Below are 19,533 nucleotides of genomic sequence, written 5' to 3' on the forward strand. Positions count from 1 at the left end.
CAAGCTATAAGCCTTAAAGCTTTGGCATGCAATCATATAACAGGAACTAAAACATGCTAAAACTACAAAAAGTCATAACAATAACAGCACTCTCTTTAGTTAGTGTCGCATCAACAGCAGCCTATGCTGAAGTAACCGCTAATGCGGCAGCAACATCAAACTATTTATGGCGCGGACAAGAACAAACCAGTGGTGATGCAGCCATTTCAGGCGGCATTGACTACACCAACAAGTCTGGTTTTTATGCCGGTGCTTGGGCATCAAATGCCTCTTGGGCCGATGAGATGACCTATGAATTAGACTTGTATGCAGGCTTTGGTGGCGCTATTAATGAAAGCGTGAGCTACGATGTTGGTTACATTTATTATGCATACCCAGATGCAGCTTCCACGGCTGATGCTGACTTTTCTGAGATTTACGGCAGTATAAGTGTAAAAGGCTTCACCTTTGGTGCTGCTGTATTAGCAACCTCTGCAGCAAGTGGTGACGGTACAGACTTTGCTGACTCACTTTACCTAAAGGCAGATTATGCTTTTGCTGTTGGCAATAACGGCACCGAAATAGCATTTCATTTAGGCCACTACTCTGGTGATTTTATAGGTGATGACAATATTATTGATTATGGCATAGCAGTATCTAAAGATGGTTTCACTTTTGGTTTATCTGATACCGATATAGATGGCTCTGACGTAAAAGCCTATGTTGCTTATTCAGTAGACTTTACACTTTAAAAATTACACTGTAATTGCTGCAACCCAAGAGCCGAAAGGCTCTTTTTTAGTTTTAGCAGCATAAATAACCTGGCCACTAAACAAACTACGTTAACAAACCGTTACAATAAAATAATCACCTTATCCTCATTTTGCCTTATGCTATAGCCAGTAATTCCCCCCAAATTAGGTTATTAAGGAATAATAATGAAGTCACCTAACGCGCTAAGCGCACTAATCGATATTTATATCAGCCCAAGTAAAGCGTTTAATGGTATAGAGCAAGCAAAAGGCTGGTCATGGTTGGCCCTTATTTGTATAGCAGTTGCCACCGCCGCGAGTATGTTTGTTTTTTATAATAGTGTTGATATACAGTTTTTAATTAATGAGCAAGTAGCCGTTTCAAGTGTTGATGCCACTATTGGCGAGCAAAAAATGATTCGTCAAGCGATTGAACAAAATGCCCCAAACCAAATGTGGTTTGGCATGATCGGCGGTATTATTGGCATAGTAATAATGAATGCTTTAGTTGCACTTTATTATATGCTGATAGCTAAACTCGATCCTAACTCACAACATAGTTACGGTGCTTGGTATGGCTTTTCATTATGGACAATGATGCCTACGGTTATTTCAAGCCTTGGCACTATCGCCTTAGTATTAATGGCTAACACAGATCAAATTTCGCAACAAGCGGTGTTTAGTTACGCTTCTATCAATCAGCTCATTGTTGGGCTTGATGCCACACATACTTTTTATACCTTACTAGAATCAATTAACCTGTTCACTATTTGGAGCATTGCGCTGGGCATGGTTGGGCTAAAATGCTGGACTAATTTCTCAACTAATAAAGCACTGCTGTTTGCAGCCTTACCAAGTATTATTATTTTTAGTGTTTGGGCAATTATAGCCGCACTTTAATTATTATGCAGAGGCAAGTTAGCCTCTGCACATTTTCACTCACGGACCGATAAAATGAAAAAAGCCATTATCATCACACTCGCTATTGCCGCTTTTATAGCGTTAATTGTATCAAAACAAATTTCTGGTGATAAAAAACAGCCCGAGGTAAATATCGCCCATGTTGAACTAGGCAATATTGCCGACTCAATAATGGCGTCTGGTAACTTAGTATTTAATACTCAAGTTCAGCTGCGCTCTGAAGTTACCGGCCGAGTAGATAAAGTATTTGTCGAAGAAGGCCAAAGTGTAAAACAAGGCGATATTTTAATGCGCCTTGATACCACTGCATTTGAATCTGAAGTAACCCGCAATAAAGCGCTACTACGTGCCACCGAAATAGAAATTAAACATAGCCAAATTCGCTTAGTTAACTTTGAGCGCCAACTAAAAAGACAAAAAGAGCTTTACGATGTCGGTTTGGGCAATGAAGAAGCCTATGAAAACCTAGCAAGTGCCCGCGACTTAGCTAAAATAGATATTGAATCTCGTAAAGAGTCGTTTAACCAAGCTCATGCGTCGTTGCAAATTGCCCAAGATCGGTTAAATAAAAGTGTTTTTAAAGCGCCTATGAGTGGCCTATTGGCTTCGGTTAATATTAAAGAAGGCGAAACGGTTATTGCCGGAACGACCAATATAATAGGCTCTGATTTAATGCTGGTTGCTGACCCCAGTGCTATTTTAGCTGAGTTGCGGGTTGATGAAACCGACATAGCCAGTATTAAACTCCACCAAAAAGCAAATATTTATGCCGCTGCTTATCCTAATAATCCTTTTACTGGCACAGTAATAAACATTGGTACCTCGGCTAAAAATCAGCCTGGCTCACAAGGGTTATCATTTAAGGTAAAAGTATTACTCGATGCTACCGATCGCCAACTATATGCCGGAATGAGCTGTAGAGCAGAAATTGCCACCAGCATTGCCGAAAATGGTTTAAAGTTACCAATAGAAGCAATTCAAAAACAAGACGACAGCACCTTTGTTTGGCGCCTAAATAACGACAACAGCGTTAGTAAAGTAACCGTAACTGTTGGTATATCATCAGATATTGAACAAGCAATTACCGAGGGGCTCAATGAAGGTGACAAAATAGTTATTGGCCCGGCTCGCCCTATTAGTACTTTAAAAGAAGGCGACATAGTAAAAGTAAAAGCCGCTGCGAAGGAAAACAACTAATGACTGCGGTGATCAAGCTTGAGCATATTAATAAACAATACAAAATGGGCGCTGAGATATTTAAAGCACTTGATGATGTAAACATTAGCATTATGCCCAATGAATATGTGGCCATTATTGGCCCCTCAGGATCTGGCAAGTCTACCCTAATGAATTTGTTAGGCTGCTTAGATACCCCCACCAGCGGCGAGTATTATTTAAAAGATAAGTTAGTAAAAAGTATGACCGAAACCGAGCTTGCGCACCAACGCAACGAAAGCGTCGGATTTATATTTCAAAGCTTTAACTTATTACCACGCGCATCGGCGCTAGAAAATGTAATGCAGCCTTTAGTTTACCGCTTTACCCCTAGCAAACAACGCAAACAGCAAGCCCTTGAGGCGCTAAAGCGCGTGGGCTTAGCCGACAAAGTAAATCACTTATCAAGCCAGCTGTCGGGCGGGCAACGTCAACGAGTTGCTATTGCTCGTGCTTTAGTCACTAAACCGCATATATTATTAGGTGATGAGCCAACCGGTAACTTAGACAGTAAAACCACCCGCGAAATTATGGCCTTATTTGATGAGCTGCATAACGAAGGGCATACCATTATTTTGGTTACACATGAGCAAGAAATTGCCGACCACTGTCAGCGGGTAATTCGCTTAGTGGATGGTAAAGTAGTGAGTGACGTAACTAAAAACCAAGGAGCAAGGCAGCATGTTTAAACTTGCACTGGCCACTATGGAAGGCACTAAAGCCGCATTTTCAGCAATTAAAGCAAATGCTATGCGCTCTGCCCTCACCTGTTTAGGTATTATTATTGGCGTGGCCGCAGTAGTAACTGTGGTTGCTGTAATGCAAGGCTTTACCAAGCAAATAAACGATCAGTTCGCTGATATGTCGCCCGATGTAACTACTATTAAGGCGTATACCAGTATTGAGCTAGAAATGGTTGGTAAAAATGCAAAACTTAGCTACGACGATTTTTTAACCTTAAAAGCACGAGTAAAAGAAGCAGAAACACTCACCGCACTAATGTTTACTTGGCGTTTTTCGGGCGGAGCTGAGTATGGTAATAAAAGTCATTCATCGCGGGTTATGGGTACTGAGCAAGACTATCAAAAAGCATACCGTACCTACCCCGATCTAGGCCGTTTTATTCGCGCTGAAGACGACGAAAAACGCCGCCGCGTAGCTTTTATTGGGCCGTCAATTATCGAAAAATTAAACTTACCCAACAATCCGGTAGGCGAATACATAAAGCTAGGTGGCGAATGGTTTAGAATTATTGGTGTAGCCGAAAAACAAGGTAGCTTTTTGGGCTTTGATCAAGACGATTATATTAATATTCCCATTAGCACTATGAGTGCGTTAGAGGGAGGCAATACGCAAAGTAATGTACAAATTATGTTTAGGCTTGAAGACAACGCTAACGAAGAGCAGGTACTAGCAAAAATTACTCGTATACTGCGCCAGTTACATAAACTTAAAGACGGCGACGACAATGACTTTGAATTTGAAACTGCTGAAAAAGCCCGCGCCCAAGTAGATAAATTTACCGGTAGTGCCACTGCCATAACCGCAGGTATTGTTGGTATTAGCTTATTAGTTGGTGGCATAGGTGTAATGAATATTATGTTAGTGTCGGTAACTGAGCGCACCCGCGTGATTGGCACCCTTAAAGCGCTAGGCGCTACACCCGGCTTTATAATGTTGCAGTTTTTAGTTGAGGCTGTGGTGTTATCGCTATTTGGCGGGTTGATTGGGCTTGCCATTGGTTATGGCGCAGCGGGGCTTATTTCGTTTATGGTTCCTAGCATGCCAGATGCGTATATTCCGGCATGGGCGGTAATGTTGTCGTTTGGTTTTACTTCATTAATTGGCATAGTGTTTGGTTTAGCCCCAGCCATTAAAGCCGCCAGGCTCAACCCTATAGATGCACTGCGTTACGAGTAACAATAGCATTGTAGTTGCTTACAAGGATGTAAGCCTAGTACATAATTAACACAGTGATTAAAACTCTCTTTAAACTTCAAGCACAAAGTATTACCCTACTTAAACACCACTTAAAAAATGAACTTTTAACGCTTAAACCACCCAAAGTACACACTATTGATATTGCTCACGGCTAATTTTAAATAAGGTATTAAATGCACAAAAAGCTAATACGTTGCATTATTGCTGCATGCTCTTTTTTAACTATAAACTCTAGCTTGGCGCTAGCACAACTAAACCCATCAGATGAAGCGCAAGGTATAACCGAAACCGCATATACTCCTCTGCGTTGTAATCAGCAACTACAGGCAAGTAGGCAAAAAACATACAGCCGTAAGTTTATTGTTCCTCAACAAGCTAGGTTACTCTCATGGAATATTTATAAGGCACAAAACCAAGGCCTATATAAAGATTTAACTCACCTTAATGAAAGTGCTGATATTGTTTTATTACAAGAGGCTATTGTAGATACACGCCTTACTAGCCTTAAACCTTTTTGGCGTTTTTCGCCCGGTTATAAAAGTGGCAATGTACAATCTGGTGTAATGACGCTTAGCCGCTGGCCTGCAACTGTACATTGTACTTTTATTCATAAAGAGCCATGGTTACGAAGCCCAAAAGCAACTAACATTGTTGAATATGCAATGGCTAACCAACAACGCTTATTGAGCGTTAATTTGCACGGCATTAACTTTACATTTGGTACTAAAGCCTACGCGCAACAGTTACAAGCCAGTATAAAAATAATGCAACAACACAAAGGGCCAATTCTTTTTGCGGGCGATTTAAACGCATGGAGCGATGCACGCCAAAAGCTAGTTAATGACGCGCTGACTAAACTGGGCCTTAAAGAAGCTATATACGTAGATGACAAGCGTACAAAAGCATTTGGTTTAGCCCTGGATCAAGTGTGGGCTCGTGGTGTTGTTATTTCTGATACTTTAGTAAGCGAATATAACAGCTCTGATCACAACCCTATTTTAGCCACTTTAAAAGTTGATGATGTATAACATGAAAAAAACTCGTATTTATTCTGCTTGGCTACTGACCATATTATTCACCTTTTTTAGCCAAATAAGCCTAGCTGCACACCCCAACCAATTACCTAATCAAGAACCCAATCGAGAACCCGATCGAGAACCCGACCAAGAAGTGCAGCATTTAATTACCTTTATTAGCAACAGCAACGCCACTTTTATCCGCAATGGCGATGAACATACTAGCAAAGAAGCCGCCGAGCATTTAGCCATGAAATACCGTAAAGCTAAACGTTATGCAAAAACAGCCGACGACTTCATTAATAATCTCGCTAGTAAAAGTTCATGGAGTGGTAAAGCCTACACGGTAATTTTAAGCAGTGGTGCTAAGTTAACCGCAAATAGCTGGCTAACCAATGAGCTAATACGATTTAGAAACACAAAAAAGCCGTAGTAAATACGGCAAATTTTTTAGATACTGGAAATTTAAAAAGTATTATGATTAGAAATAAACTAACTTACCAAAGAATACTTATTTATTTAAAAATTCTCTCTGTTATACCCAATGTATATTTACTAATACTATTAAGCCCACTTTGTAATATATCAACGATAAAGACTTGAAATTGCTTTTCAATCATTCCTGTTGATTTATACATTAAAAATACTGCACATAACATAGTTAATAGCCCTACAGTCTTTTGGCTTTCAAAACCGTAAACTATCCGCCAAAAATCATTATAAAAACGACTCTCTTTGAAAAGATCACTACAGACAAAGAAAAAAGCAAAAGATATAGCCAATATTCCTGAAAAAAACTCTAATGGGTAACTCATAACAACTTGTATTATATTGTAATATGATGACAAAGAACTTTCTGATATTTCTCTTAACTTTTCATCTCGTATAGTAATATTATTACTATAAATAATGACCATTGATGAAAAGGCAAATAGTAAGGCCAAAAGAGAAACAGATAGAGAAATAATACTTGGAATCATTCCAATAAAGCTTTTCTTCCTCTCTCGATCAGCTGAAATACAATTACCTCTAGCTTCTATAGAACCCGATAAGAAATAGTCATCTTCAGTTTGAAAGTTTTCAACTGATATTTTTCTTTTTGAAACAATACTCCTAAAGCTTTTCAAATAACAAAGAATTCCTTTCATACTATTATAGTCTTTAACTCTATCAGATCTTCGTTTTTTAAGTACAAGACGGTATAACGACTTAAAAATTTTAATTGAGAGTTCTTCATATGCTCGGTTTATATTACCGTTTCTAAATTTCACTAAAGGTAATAAATTATCAGTTTTTGAATCATGATGCTGATGCTGATGACAAACATCTTTTATAAAATAATAAGCTTGATGGATAGCTTCCTCAATAAACTGATTAAATCCATCTTGAACTGAAGAAGTCCACATAAGCTTACTGCGTTCTATTTTCCTAACATATAGACTTGTTAACTCACAGAATCCATCCCTATCAATTTGCACTTCTGTGACTACTAGAGATCGATCAAGCATATGCTGCAGACCATTAATATTCATATCTTGGAGTAATTTATGACTAGTTATATCTATATCACAAGTTTGAGAGCGTAAATTTGCATTGGGCTCTATAATTATATAACCCTTAATTGGATTGTGATATTCCGTTTCTTTAGGATCGAGATAATAGAAAGAAAATTTAAATTCACCTGAATGATAACTCAGTTTTTCAATTGTACTATTGAATTTTGATAATAAGCGTAATGGTGAAAATTTAAACTCAAAAAAAAACTTTCTAATACTACGAGGGACCGCGCTATCATTTAACTTCCGGTTTGATTGTGAAACCACATTATGACTAGCTTCTGTAAATTTTGTAAAAGGATATGGCTTAGTGCTAGAGCCTATCGTATTAAACGATAAACGCCCTCTTAAGTTGGGAATCCATCCAATAAACTTCATGAATTAATCCTGAGGATAATAAAAAAGCCACAAAATGTGGCTTAATTTAATGTATTGAATATAAAAATCTAAATAGATTTGATAGCTTCTCGTGATAATTGACTACAAGAGACTAATTCACCGTTTCTAACATCTACAGTAAAACCTTTAGATATTTCTTCAGGAGAACTAGCTAAAGAATAATTAATACCACCTTGTAGAGCATTGCTAACACTACCTGTAATTTTATGGTTATGGATATATTCATTTTTAGGCTTGATAAAAACTCTAAAGCCTAAAATAAAAATAAAAATAGAAAGTGATAATAAAATCATTCCAAAAATAAGCATATATCGATCCTTATCTAATCCATTAGAGATTGATAAAATTGGTTGCTGATTATACGCATAGTACAATAAATATCAAATTTGTTTATTTAACTTATAAGTAACAATTGCAGCTAATGACTAAGAAGTCAATATTTAGAAGGCTAATAATAACAAGTTATGTAAGCAACAATACAATACCTATAACCAACTGATGAAAATCAACCTCCTAAATTATCACTTTACTTAGGTAAGTAATCTACCGCTAAAATATCGCCGGGGTTAAGCCCAGTAACTATATGCTGCTTTGCGCCAATTATTTCACCTAAGCGTACAAACCGACGTTCTATTTGCTCATTGTCACTATTAATCACATACAGCATAGTTAATTGGCCAAACTCATGTATCCAGCTACTATCTAGCAATATTCCTTGTTCATCGGGTAATACTAACTCTAATTGCGCATACAAGCCGGGCATTACCCCTACAGAAGAGTCAAAGTCTAAGCGAATTAACAAACTACGTGAGGCGCTATCGGCAACCGGAACTATTTCGGCCACAGTGGCTGGCAAGGTTAAATTAAGCGCAGGCAGCTTTATGGTTAAACTTTGCCCTAACTGCAATTTAACCGCTTGCATTTCTCGCACACTAAACTCAACTTGTAGCTGCTGCGGGTTATATAATCCCAATAAAGCCTGCCCAGGCGTAGCTGTATCACCAGGTTCGACTAACCGCTCTACTACAACCCCCGAAATAGGCGCTGTAATACGAGTGTAACTCAGCGCAACTTTGGCTTGTGTTTGCTGCTGCTTAGCGGCAATTAAATTGGCCGATAAACTATCAAAATTTGCCTTCGCATTATCTAACTCACTTAACGATACTAAGCCTTGCGCATACACACTTTCAATTCGCTTAAGTTGCTTTGTAGCTTGGGTTAATGCGGCTTGAATAGCATTAATTTGCGCCTCACTTTGTGCTAATTGCGCTTTAAAGTCATCTTGTTGTAAGGTAATGAGTAAATCACCTTTGGTTACTTTATCGCCCGCGCGTACACTTAAACGCTCAACTTGCGCCATAACTCGCGATGAAATTTGGGTATTTTGTTTCGCAATAATACTGCCTGGTACCCATTCACTACGGGATATTTTTTGTAGTAAAACCGTTTCCCGCTTACCGTGGTAATTGTTAGCGTTGGTCGTTTTTAAACCAGCAACTTGCTTATTTGAAAAGCTGCCCGCCATATACAATACGGCGCCTACTACCACTAATAAAGCGAGTAACGAGCCAACTAGTTTTGATTTACCTTGCATGCGTTTCTCCCGCAGTGGTTTCTGTGTTTGCAAATACTAAGTAATAAACAAGCGGCACTACAAATAACGAAAACAACGTTGATGCCACAATGCCAAAAATAATCGCAATTGCTAAGCCACTAAATACCGGATCTAGTGTAATCACTAAGTTACCTAATAATGTGGTGCCTGCGGTTAGTAGTACGGGGCGCATGCGCACTGTTCCTGCTGCAATTAACGCTGCTTTTATTGCCATACCTTGGGCGCGTGCTTGATTAATAAACTCAACTAAAATAAGTGAATTACGCACCACAATACCCGCCAAGGCAATCATGCCTATCATCGCAGTAGCGGTAAATAAAACCGGCTCGGGAGCTGATGCAATACTGCGCTCACCAAACTGATTAAGTAACCAAAAACCAGGCATAATGCCAATAACAGTGAGTGGTATTGCCGACATAATAATAAGCGACAAGCTTACTGTGCGTGTTTGTAGGCGTAAAATAATAAAAATGGCACTAAGTGCAAATGCAAAGGCAATCCCCATATCTCTAAATACATCTATGGTAATACGCCACTCTCCTTCACCGCTAAATGTTACTTGCGTACCTGGCGGTAATTGCCAAGGTGCAGTGCCACCATTATTAAAAAAGTGCCGCGCTAACCAAGGCGTTTTTACAAAATCGTCTGTTGATATATTTAAATCAGCAGTTACATCGGCAATTATTGCTGCGGGAGTTCTACCATTTAGCTCTGCCATAACATAAATAACTTCGCGCTGATCTTTGCGCATAATAGTTTGCGCTACATTTAATTGAGTAAACTCTCCAAGCTCAGAAAGCGCAACTAAAGGCCGCGGCGCACTGCTTAAGCCAAATTTACTCGCATTTTTAGCTATGTCTCTGTCGCCCCTTAGTTGTAATGCTAGCAATTGTGCAAATTGATTGCGTTCGCTATAAGATAGCTGCAGTTTTATTGGCACAGGCTGAGTTTCGTTGCTGACATAAAGCTGCCCAACCGTTTGCCCTTGTGACGCTATGCTAAGTGTTTGCGTGATATTTTCGGTAGATATAGCACTATGCGCCGCTTTCGTTTTATCAGTAATAAAACGCTGCAAAGGGGCTGCTGCAACCATTGAAGTATCAACCTCTACCACATGAGGTTCTTGTTTTAAGCGCGTTGCAACTTGCTCTGCGGCTAAATAATGCGTTTGCCTATCAATAAATGTATCTCGATAAACCTCTGCCACTAAAGTACTTAACACCGGCGGCCCTGGCGGCACTTCAACTACTTTAATCACTATGCCGTTATTTACTAATGGTGCTAACTGTTTACGCAAACGCATTACCACCGCATGAGATTGATGCTCGCGCGCTGTTTTATCTAGTAGTAGCACTCTTAGTTCAGCTAAGTTCGGTGCTTCTCGTCGGTAATAACCGCGTACCATACCATTAAAGTCCATACTTGAAGGCTGGCCTACATAAGTGGCTATTTCACTTACCTCGGTTAATTGCCATGTGAGCGTTTGCACTTGTCGGGTAAAAGCAGCTGTTTGCTCTAAATTAGTGCCCTCTGGCATATCAATAAGTACTTGTAGTTCATTTTTATTATCAAACGGTAATAACTTCAGCGGTACTAATCGCATCACAGGTAACATGGCGCTAATAATAAATAACGCAAGCGTGATCCACAGTACCCATTTAGCACGTGGTTTTGAGGCCAGTAAGGGGGTTAGTAAGCGCTCGTAAAGGCTCGTTTTGTTATTTGCTTGATCGGGCTCTTCACTATTAGGTTTTAGTAATTTCATGGCAAGCCATGGGGTTACAAAAAACGCCACTAATGTAGATACCATAACACTCACAGGTACGTTAAATGCCATTGGCGCCATATAAGGCCCCATCATTCCAGTAATAAAAGCCAGTGGAATAAATGCCACCATAATAGTTAGGGTCGACATTAATAGTGCGGTGCGAATTTCGCTCATTGCATTCACAATTTGCTGTTTTTTATCACCCTTTTTATTTATAAAACGGCTGATGTTATCTATACCTGTGATCGGATCGTCAACCAGTAACCCCAAAGATAAAATTAACGCAAATAAGGTCACTCGGTTAATTGTGTAACCAAAGGCAAAATCAAGCGAGAGCGTAATGCCATAACAAATGGGTACAGCAAGTCCAACTACTATTGCCGGGCGCCAACCTAAAAATACGCCCACAAATATAACCACAGTAAATACTGCAAACACTAAGCTTGAGGCTAAATTATTTACTTTTTCGTCGGCGGTTTGGCCGTAATCTCGCAGTACTGAGTACGTTATTTCTGCTGGTAGTAACCTTGTTTTTAGCTCTGCCATCATGGCATGTACATCGCTTGCCACCGCTACAGCATTAGTGCCTGCTTGTTTGGCAATACTCAGCGTTACCATAGGGTAATGCTGTTGCTCATTTGACTGCGCCAGCCATTGATAGTTTTGCGCCTCAGCGGGGCCATCACTAACCTGGGCTACATCGGTTAAATAAACACTTTTACCATTAACAACATTAACGACTAGTTGTTCTATCGCTGTTTTAGTTCTTAATACATCGCCCGCTTGCAAAATTATTTGCTGCTGGGCATTTACCACGCTACCTACCTCGGTGAGTTGATTAGATACACTAAGCGCATAATAAACATCACTTAATGTGGTTTGGTGGGCAGCCAAAGCGGTGGCATTTAAATTAACGGTAATGGCGCGGTTACGCCCCGCAATTACCTTTACTTCGCTCGTGTGTTCAATTCGTTGTAAATTATTGGCTATTTCGTTTGCAAAGCGGGTTAATTCATAATCACTATAAAGCTTAGGATCCTTGCTATATAACCCAAGCATAACAATAGGCACATCATTTACTTCTACTGGGCGTATTTGCCAGCTTTTAATAATAGGAGTCATAGTATGTTGATAGCTATAGAGCTTGGCGTAGGTATCGAGTATGGCTTGTTCGCGATCGTGCCCTACCTCAAAGCGCAAAGTAACCACAGCACGACTACTTTGCGTAGTTGAATATATATGTTTTACACCACTAAGTTGCGCCAATAACTTTTCTAATGGCTCGGTGACTAATCTTGCAACTTCAGGAGCTTCTACATTAGGTGCCGACACATAAATGTCGAGCATAGGCACCACTATTTGTGGCTCTTCCTCTCGCGGAGTTTGTTGCAAAGCAAATAACCCACACAATACCGACAACACAAAAATAATAATTGGTACGCGGCCACTTAAACTACTTTTTACAGCGCTATCTATAGCGTTCATTGCGTTATTCCTTACAAAACAACCCATATAAAGTTGCCAGCAGTGTTACAGCATCTTTATCAATAACACGATAATAAATTGTTTGGCTTTCGCGTCGAGTAGCCACTATATTTGCTTTACGCAGTGCTGCTAAATGCTGAGAGAGTGCCGATTGTGCAAGAGGTACAGCTTCATTTAACTGCGACACGTTCATTTCGGTGTCTTGTAAGGAGCATAAAATCATTAAGCGATTTTTATTGGCTAAGATTTTTAATAATTTCTCTGCTTTTTCTACGTTGGCAGCCATGGCAGTAAAGTCAATATTCATACTGTGCTCTTATACTTAATTTGTTAGTAAGTATAGGTTGCTAGAACAGCCATGTCTAACATTAGATCTTGCTAATGTATAAAAACCTAATATAGTAGCTATACATACTCATTAAAATGACCGACTATAATGAAGCTTAATAATGCACTGCGCTTAATTGCTGGCATCATGATTATTATCTCTGTTTTATTACAAAGCTTTCATGACCCACGCTGGATATGGTTTACTGTATTTATAGCACTAAATCTAATGCAATCAGCTTTTACCTGCTGGTGCCCAATGATCACACTATTACGCAAACTTGGCGTTAAGGAATAACAAATGCTTACATCCATTCCCGACTTATTAAAAACAATTATCCCTAACCAGCGCCGTATTGACGCCCAACAAGCAAAGCAAGAGCTTGCAAGCAATAAAGGGTTACTCATTGATGTACGCGAACCGGCTGAACATGCCGCGAAAGCAGCGCCTGGAGCAATCAACATTCCGCGTGGCTTACTCGAAATGAAGTTAATGGAGCTAGAAAAAGACGCCTCACGGCCCATTTATTTACACTGCGCCAGTGCAGCCCGCGCTACTCTTGGCGCCGAAGCACTTACGCGGGTTGGCTACGAAAATGTCACAGTTATTACTTGTAAAGCAGAAAAAGTACATGAGGTGTTTTGAGTTAAAATAGCTAGGCGATCAGGTATGATCGCCCTCAACTTTGTTTAAAAAATTTTACTTAAAAGCATCTACCAATCGTCATTATTTCTTTTATTTCAGCTTTTCCTATTAATAATATTTTTCAAGTTGTTTTTTTATAAAAATGCAAAGAGGATTTACTACTACATTAACCCCCCATCAATCAACCTTAACGCTACAACCTTTATTTCTCTTGATGTTAAAATAGTGTTTATTACCATTGTTGACTGTTGGTATTTGGTGTGCTAATTTTAAATTAGCTAAAATAGGGACAAAAATTAATACTTAAGGGAAATAAATGAAATATATAATCATATTTCTGACTTTTTTATTTGTGTTTGCAAATGCTGCAGAAGCAAATAATAACAACGTTACTTTATTTATGTGCGAGGGTTGTAATTACGATGAAGCCTATCAGTTGGCAAAAGATAACCCCCCATTAACTCAATGCTACTCATCAGACCCAAACGAAATTATCACAATTGATAATCAGGCATGCTACTCAAATCCTAAAAAGGTTATAGTTGCAGATGTACTTGGTAATGGGCATTTTGCATTTATGGTTGGGCATCATCATCAAGGCTCAAATATGCCTCTCCTCAATAAATATGCAGAACCAACGTCTTTGAGCAACAATGATGAAACCGCAATATCTAGGTTAAAAACAACTGACAAAAATTTCTCTAAATTTATAAAAGAAATGCAGGCAGAGCTAAATGTATCACCACTACAAGTAAGCCAGCACCTCCCACTCAATATGATTCATTCAAATACTGAAAACAGCTGTCCCCCTCATATAACAGATGCAGTAAAAGCAGTATTTGAAGGGCGAACTGCATCCGAACTACAGCATAAGTTAAACAATAAAGCTAAAGCAGATTTTGAGGATCCAGAACGCTTTTTTCATGCCAAGGAATATAGTAGCGAAGGTTTTTCAATTGGTGTGGGCGGAATTTCATATCAAGGCACTTGGAAAAAAGTAAGTAAAAACTTTAATACAAGCGTGCGTTTTAATCAAAACCAAGATATTCCTACAGGTAGTACAGGGCTGTACGACGTAGTTTTCTCAATAAAGTGGATAAGAGAGTTTGGCGCACTAAGCGTATCAGTGAATCCCTTTTTAACTTATTTAGATGGAATTGCATTAAATCAGCTTCAAAAAACAACGAGTAATACTGTAGATCAATGCCTTCAAGATGCTTTAGATCATACACTCCCATCAAACACTTCTTCGCCAAGCCCTGGTGGTGGTAGCTCTGGTGGTGGTAGCTCTGGTGGTGGTAGCTCTGGTGGTGGCAGCTCTGGTGGTGGCGGCTGGGATAATCAAGTTTGCGAAAAGCATTACTATATCAATGGTGTAAAAATGCTTACAATCAAGGTGTCTTGCTAGACCTTATATAATTAGCTCAAAAAATGGCGGTGAACAGTGAGCGCGCGCTCGCCGAGCTTGGCTTAAATGCAACCACACCCAAGCAGCTATCGCTGCTGCATTGCATCAGCGCAGGCATACACGTAACCAAATCGCTTACCATCTTTACATTACGACAAACTTTTATACAGTAACTTACAACACTGGCTTTCGATTGCCGTTAAACTTACTTATTAAATTACTAGGCAACTTTATAGCTACTAAAATATGCAACAACCATTACCCATATTGCTCAGCACCTTACTTGTTACAACCTCAGCTGCTTATGCTGACTCGCCATGGTCTGTGGCTGGCGGCGTGATCGCCGTTGATTCGCCCTATGCCAATACCGACACGAAAGTGATGGCGTTACCTATGATCAACTACCAAGGTGAAAAGCTAACGCTACGTGGCTACACACTCGACTATACATTACTGCAACAACACGGCTTTAGCTGGTCTGCCACGTTAGCACCGGGGCAATTTTTTGACTCATCAGACTCCGACAATCCAGCCATAAAAGCACTTAATGAGCGCAAGATGTCATTATACGCGGGAACGAAAGTGAGTTACGCCGCAAATTTTGGCCGCCTCAATGCAAGTGTAACGCATGATATACTAGGCCACAGCGATGGCCTGAAGTTTAATGGTGACTACAACTACAGCATAATCTTCAGCAAAGAGTTAATACTTACCCCGTTTATAGGCGTGGTAATTAATAGCAGTAATGTATCGAATTATTATTACGGTGTAGCCGCCGGCGAGTCAACCCGCTATGCGCCTTACCAACTCGGTTCAACCGTGAATTATAATGCGGGGCTGTCATTACGTTATCAACTGAATAAAAATTGGCACCTGAATGGCCTCGTTAAATATACTCAGCTAGACGCTGATATTGAAGATTCACCAATTGTCGATAGCGATAATATTGCCACCACCATGTTGTCTGTAAGCTATCAGTTTTAGCGTATGCATTATTAAAAAAGCCGCACAGTTAATGTTCGGCTTTTGTTATGCTCACTGAGTAAAAACGATGACTACAAGCTCACTACCACGCGAATAGCCAACGCAATAAACACTAGCCCTAACAGCTTATCAAGCCAGACATTTTGCTGGTTAAAACCAAAGCGGTTTTTAGACATCTCGGTAAGTAATGCCACCAGCAAGTACCAGCCGGTATCAATAACCAGCACCGTTAGGCACATAATTATCCCTATGCTTAAGGTTAGGTTTTGTGGGTCAATAAACTGCGAAAATAATGCTAAAAAGAAAATCGCCAACTTAGGATTCAAAAACGCAATAGCAAAACCATCTTGCAAGGCTGTTTTACTACTTACCTCACTGTGCTGCACTTGCAGTTCACTACCGTGCGCTTTAGCAAGTAAAATTTTAATCCCTAAATACGCTAAATAGGCAGCCCCTAAATACACCAACATTTGATAAACAGTAGGAAACTGCAGCATCAACGCCCCTAACCCAAGTAAGGATGCCGCTGCATACAATCCCACGCCTAAGCCATGACTCAATGCCGCCAGCATGCCATTTTTCATGCCACCACTTAAGGTATGCTTTAATACCACCGCCAAACTAGGCCCTGGCGACATCGCGCCCATCATGCACACAACTGCTAAACTCAACCACACCGATAAAAGCATTCACTACCCTTCTAATTCATTGTTTTCTATTAACAACGCATACGCCGTTATCTGCCCTTGAAAGCCCGTTGCCGTGGTAACGTTTATAACTCGCCAGCCTTGTTAGTTTAATTGATAGATACGCGTGTTCAATGCATCTACATCTATGCCGTGACTAAAAAAGCCGCGCTTTTTAAATTCAACTATTTTTTGCATTGTTTATTATCCGTTTTATTTGTCATCACTTATCCTTGCTGATTATTTTTAGCACTATTGAATTTTAGTTTACAGACGCCATATATAAAGCTCAATCATTAAAAAGAACCCACTATGTCTCAAGCCCCTGCTGCAGAAAAAGCCGCGTTTAGTAGTTTATTACCTGTTTTTGCGTTTATTAAACCGTATAAACTGATGGTTATTGCCGCCCTTATTGCTCTTTTAGTGACGGCGGGGGTTAATTTATCATTAGGCCAAGGCGTTAAATTTGTTATTGACCATGGTTTTATAGCAGGATCTCAAGCACAGTTGCAACAAGCAGTACTGGTACTTATAGGCTTAATTAGTTTATTAGCGGTGGGCACCTTTAGTCGTTTTTATTTAATGTCGTGGATTGGTGAACGTGTCAGTAACGATATTCGTAAAGCGGTGTTTAACCGTATTGTTACTTTGCACCCAAGTTATTTTGAAGAAAACCGCAGCGGTGAGTTAATGTCGCGGTTAACCACCGACACCACTTTGCTGCAATCTATTATTGGCTCTTCTTTTTCAATGGCGCTACGCAGTGCATTAATGCTAGTGGGTGGTTTAGCCATGCTGCTGTTTACCAATTTAAAACTGACCTTAGTGGTCGTTGCTTGTGTACCTTTAGTACTGGTGCCCATGATGGTATTTGGCCGCAAAGTGAGAAAGTTAGCCAGTAGCAGCCAAAGTGCTATTGCCGATATAAGTACTTACGCCGGTGAGATCATTCAAAATATTAAAGTAGTGCAAAGCTATAGCCACGAACAGCGAGAGCAGCAAGCTTTTGCTCTGGAGGTCGAAAAAGCCTTTAACGTCGCTAAAAGCCGTATAAAACAACGCTCGTTTTTAATTGCCGCCGTTATATTTTTAACCTTTAGTGCCATCAGCGCTATGTTATGGGTTGGCGGCAGCGATGTACTAGCCGGCACTATGACTGGAGGTGAGCTAGGTGCCTTTGTGTTTTACGCTATTATGGTGGCCATGTCGGTTGCAACTGTGGCAGAGGTTTATGGTGAGCTGCAGCGCGCAGCAGGTGCTGCTGCAAGGCTACTAGAATTACTCGCTGTAAAAAGCGAAATTGAAAACCCTATTTCCCCACAAGACGAAAAGCTCCTAAGTAGCACTAACCACTCTGCCATTACACTTGAAAGCATTAGCTTTAATTACCCATCTCGTCCCGATGTAAGCGCACTTAATAATGTGAGTTTAAACATACAGCAAGGGCAAACAGTGGCAATTGTGGGTCCTTCTGGTGCAGGGAAAACCACCTTATTTGAATTACTACAACGCTTTTACGATCCAGCTAGCGGTGCTATTAAGTTTCGTGATGTAAATATTAAAGATTTATCACTCAATACGCTGCGTAATAAAATGGGCATGGTGGCACAAAACCCTATTTTATTTAGCTCAGATGTAATGCATAACATTCGCTACGGCAATCCAGATGCTACCGACGAGCAGGTTTATGCGGCGGCTAAACATGCCCATGCTGATGAGTTTATTCAACAGCTACCACAAGGCTATAACAGCTTTTTAGGGGAACAAGGCGTGAGACTATCGGGCGGTCAAAAGCAACGCATTGTACTCGCGCGAGCAATTTTAAAAGACCCTGAAATACTATTACTCGATGAAGCCACCAGCGCACTCGATGCACAAAGCGAGCACCATGTACAAGCCGCACTTGAGCACTTAATGCAAAACCGAACAACGTTGATCATTGCGCATCGTCTGGCAACGGTAAAACATGCAGATATGATTGTGGTAATGGAACACGGAGAAATAATAGCAACAGGGAGCCATCAGCAATTACTGCAAAGCTCCCCGTTGTACCAGCGCTTATGTGAACTACAGTTCAATAAAGACTAGATTTTTATGTGCTTATTGCGTGTTAGGCACTATTTGAATTTCTACACGACGATTTTGTGCACGGCCATTTGCGCTATCGTTTGATGAAATTGGACGTGTTTCACCATAACCTGTAGTGCTAATTCGTTCAGCCATAATTTGCTGATTAACTAAATAGTTTTTAACACTTTGAGCGCGTTGCTGTGAAAGGCTCATATTATAGCTATCTTTACCTGTGCTATCGGTATGCCCTTCTACGCTTAAATAAGTTTTTTCGTATTTGTTCATCACTTTAGCAATCGCACTTAGCGTATTGTGAAAGCCCGACGAAATATACGACTGATCGGTTGCAAAGGTAATATTTGACGGCATAACTAAACGTAAGTTATCGCCTTCACGTACCACTTCAACACCAGAACCCGCTAATTCGTCACGAAAAGCGGTTTCTTGTTTGTCCATGTAATCGCCTACTGCAGCACCAGCTAATGCACCAATTGCAGCACCAATAAAGATACGCTTATCTTTATGATTACCAGTAGCCTTACCTAATACACCACCAGCTGCAGCGCCAATTGCCGCTCCTTTACCTGTGTTATTCATTTCACAACCGCTAAGTAATACAGCCACTACCGTTACGCTTAAAAGTGATTTAGTTAAAGTCATGTTATGCCCTATCCATTTAGTATTTTGCGCTATTATGCAAATATATGAATGAACAAGCCATGAAGAATCTATTATAATTAGCGTTTTATGCTGTATAACAACAAA

At 40.1% G+C, this 19,533-nt stretch carries 19 protein-coding genes; 12 read left to right on the forward strand and 7 right to left on the reverse strand.

Annotation, left to right across the window (positions count from 1 at the left end; genetic code table 11):
- Positions 1-53 precede the first annotated feature (53 nt).
- From J5X91_RS10845 to J5X91_RS10875, 7 genes are all read left to right on the forward strand, one after another.
- Positions 54-731, forward strand: coding sequence for a TorF family putative porin (locus J5X91_RS10845; protein ID WP_197182280.1), 678 nt, complete (start codon positions 54-56; stop codon positions 729-731).
- 186 nt (positions 732-917) lie between these two features.
- Positions 918-1,631, forward strand: a complete 714-nt coding sequence (locus J5X91_RS10850) for a YIP1 family protein (RefSeq protein ID WP_011329454.1) — start codon at positions 918-920, stop codon at positions 1,629-1,631.
- Positions 1,632-1,685: 54 nt separating this feature from the next.
- Entirely contained in the window at positions 1,686-2,849 is a 1,164-nt protein-coding gene (locus tag J5X91_RS10855; protein ID WP_208834839.1) for an efflux RND transporter periplasmic adaptor subunit, read from the forward strand.
- A complete protein-coding gene (locus tag J5X91_RS10860; protein ID WP_011329456.1) occupies positions 2,849-3,556 on the forward strand; it encodes an ABC transporter ATP-binding protein in 708 nt (235 codons plus the stop codon). Before J5X91_RS10855 ends, J5X91_RS10860 begins: the two co-directional genes overlap by 1 nt.
- Positions 3,549-4,787: an ABC transporter permease gene (locus J5X91_RS10865; RefSeq protein ID WP_182678963.1), complete on the forward strand. Its 1,239-nt coding sequence runs from the start codon at positions 3,549-3,551 to the stop codon at positions 4,785-4,787. Before J5X91_RS10860 ends, J5X91_RS10865 begins: the two co-directional genes overlap by 8 nt.
- Before the next feature lie 194 nt (positions 4,788-4,981).
- On the forward strand, positions 4,982-5,836 hold the full coding sequence (locus tag J5X91_RS10870) for an endonuclease/exonuclease/phosphatase family protein (RefSeq protein WP_011329459.1): 855 nt from the start codon (positions 4,982-4,984) through the stop codon (positions 5,834-5,836).
- A gap of 1 nt (position 5,837) precedes the next feature.
- A complete protein-coding gene (locus J5X91_RS10875) occupies positions 5,838-6,257 on the forward strand; it encodes a YfeK family protein (protein WP_157863184.1) in 420 nt (139 codons plus the stop codon).
- Positions 6,258-6,339: 82 nt separating this feature from the next.
- Here the strand turns inward: J5X91_RS10875 and J5X91_RS10880 are convergent, their stop codons facing one another.
- The 5 genes from J5X91_RS10880 to J5X91_RS10900 form a co-directional block, all read right to left on the reverse strand.
- On the reverse strand, positions 6,340-7,758 hold the full coding sequence (locus tag J5X91_RS10880) for a hypothetical protein (protein WP_208834840.1): 1,419 nt from the start codon (positions 7,756-7,758) through the stop codon (positions 6,340-6,342).
- A gap of 68 nt (positions 7,759-7,826) precedes the next feature.
- Positions 7,827-8,087, reverse strand: a complete 261-nt coding sequence (locus J5X91_RS10885) for a hypothetical protein (RefSeq protein WP_208834841.1) — start codon at positions 8,085-8,087, stop codon at positions 7,827-7,829.
- A 218-nt stretch (positions 8,088-8,305) separates the two neighbouring features.
- Entirely contained in the window at positions 8,306-9,373 is a 1,068-nt protein-coding gene (locus J5X91_RS10890; protein WP_208834842.1) for a sporulation protein YqfD, read from the reverse strand.
- A complete protein-coding gene (locus J5X91_RS10895) occupies positions 9,363-12,647 on the reverse strand; it encodes an efflux RND transporter permease subunit (RefSeq protein ID WP_208834843.1) in 3,285 nt (1,094 codons plus the stop codon). Before J5X91_RS10895 ends, J5X91_RS10890 begins: the two co-directional genes overlap by 11 nt.
- 4 nt (positions 12,648-12,651) lie before the next feature.
- Positions 12,652-12,954 (reverse strand): metalloregulator ArsR/SmtB family transcription factor, encoded by a 303-nt coding sequence (locus tag J5X91_RS10900; protein WP_011329463.1) that lies wholly within the window; start codon positions 12,952-12,954, stop codon positions 12,652-12,654.
- A 129-nt stretch (positions 12,955-13,083) separates the two neighbouring features.
- On the opposite strand from J5X91_RS10900, the gene J5X91_RS10905 reads away from it, so the two are divergent.
- The 4 genes from J5X91_RS10905 to J5X91_RS10920 all read left to right on the forward strand — a co-directional run bounded on the left by J5X91_RS10905 (position 13,084) and on the right by J5X91_RS10920 (position 16,012).
- The gene (locus tag J5X91_RS10905; protein WP_086998941.1) at positions 13,084-13,272 is read left to right on the forward strand and encodes a DUF2892 domain-containing protein; all 189 of its coding nucleotides are present in this window, start codon (positions 13,084-13,086) and stop codon (positions 13,270-13,272) included.
- A gap of 3 nt (positions 13,273-13,275) precedes the next feature.
- Positions 13,276-13,620: a rhodanese-like domain-containing protein gene (locus tag J5X91_RS10910; protein ID WP_192531955.1), complete on the forward strand. Its 345-nt coding sequence runs from the start codon at positions 13,276-13,278 to the stop codon at positions 13,618-13,620.
- Positions 13,621-13,936: 316 nt separating this feature from the next.
- Positions 13,937-15,028 (forward strand): hypothetical protein, encoded by a 1,092-nt coding sequence (locus J5X91_RS10915; protein WP_208834844.1) that lies wholly within the window; start codon positions 13,937-13,939, stop codon positions 15,026-15,028.
- 246 nt (positions 15,029-15,274) lie between these two features.
- Positions 15,275-16,012: a MipA/OmpV family protein gene (locus J5X91_RS10920; protein WP_179807486.1), complete on the forward strand. Its 738-nt coding sequence runs from the start codon at positions 15,275-15,277 to the stop codon at positions 16,010-16,012.
- A gap of 71 nt (positions 16,013-16,083) precedes the next feature.
- On the opposite strand, the gene J5X91_RS10925 is transcribed toward J5X91_RS10920, so the two are convergent.
- On the reverse strand, positions 16,084-16,701 hold the full coding sequence (locus J5X91_RS10925) for a LysE family translocator (RefSeq protein ID WP_179807485.1): 618 nt from the start codon (positions 16,699-16,701) through the stop codon (positions 16,084-16,086).
- Positions 16,702-17,010: 309 nt separating this feature from the next.
- Here J5X91_RS10925 and J5X91_RS10935 point away from each other — a divergent pair, with 309 nt between their 5' ends.
- Positions 17,011-18,786, forward strand: a complete 1,776-nt coding sequence (locus J5X91_RS10935; protein WP_011329469.1) for an ABC transporter transmembrane domain-containing protein — start codon at positions 17,011-17,013, stop codon at positions 18,784-18,786.
- A 12-nt stretch (positions 18,787-18,798) separates the two neighbouring features.
- On the opposite strand, the gene J5X91_RS10940 is transcribed toward J5X91_RS10935, so the two are convergent.
- Positions 18,799-19,428: an OmpA family protein gene (locus J5X91_RS10940; RefSeq protein ID WP_011329470.1), complete on the reverse strand. Its 630-nt coding sequence runs from the start codon at positions 19,426-19,428 to the stop codon at positions 18,799-18,801.
- Positions 19,429-19,533 lie beyond the last annotated feature (105 nt).

Origin of the sequence: Pseudoalteromonas sp. K222D (assembly GCF_017653575.1) — a bacterium.
Classification (GTDB): domain Bacteria; phylum Pseudomonadota; class Gammaproteobacteria; order Enterobacterales; family Alteromonadaceae; genus Pseudoalteromonas; species Pseudoalteromonas nigrifaciens.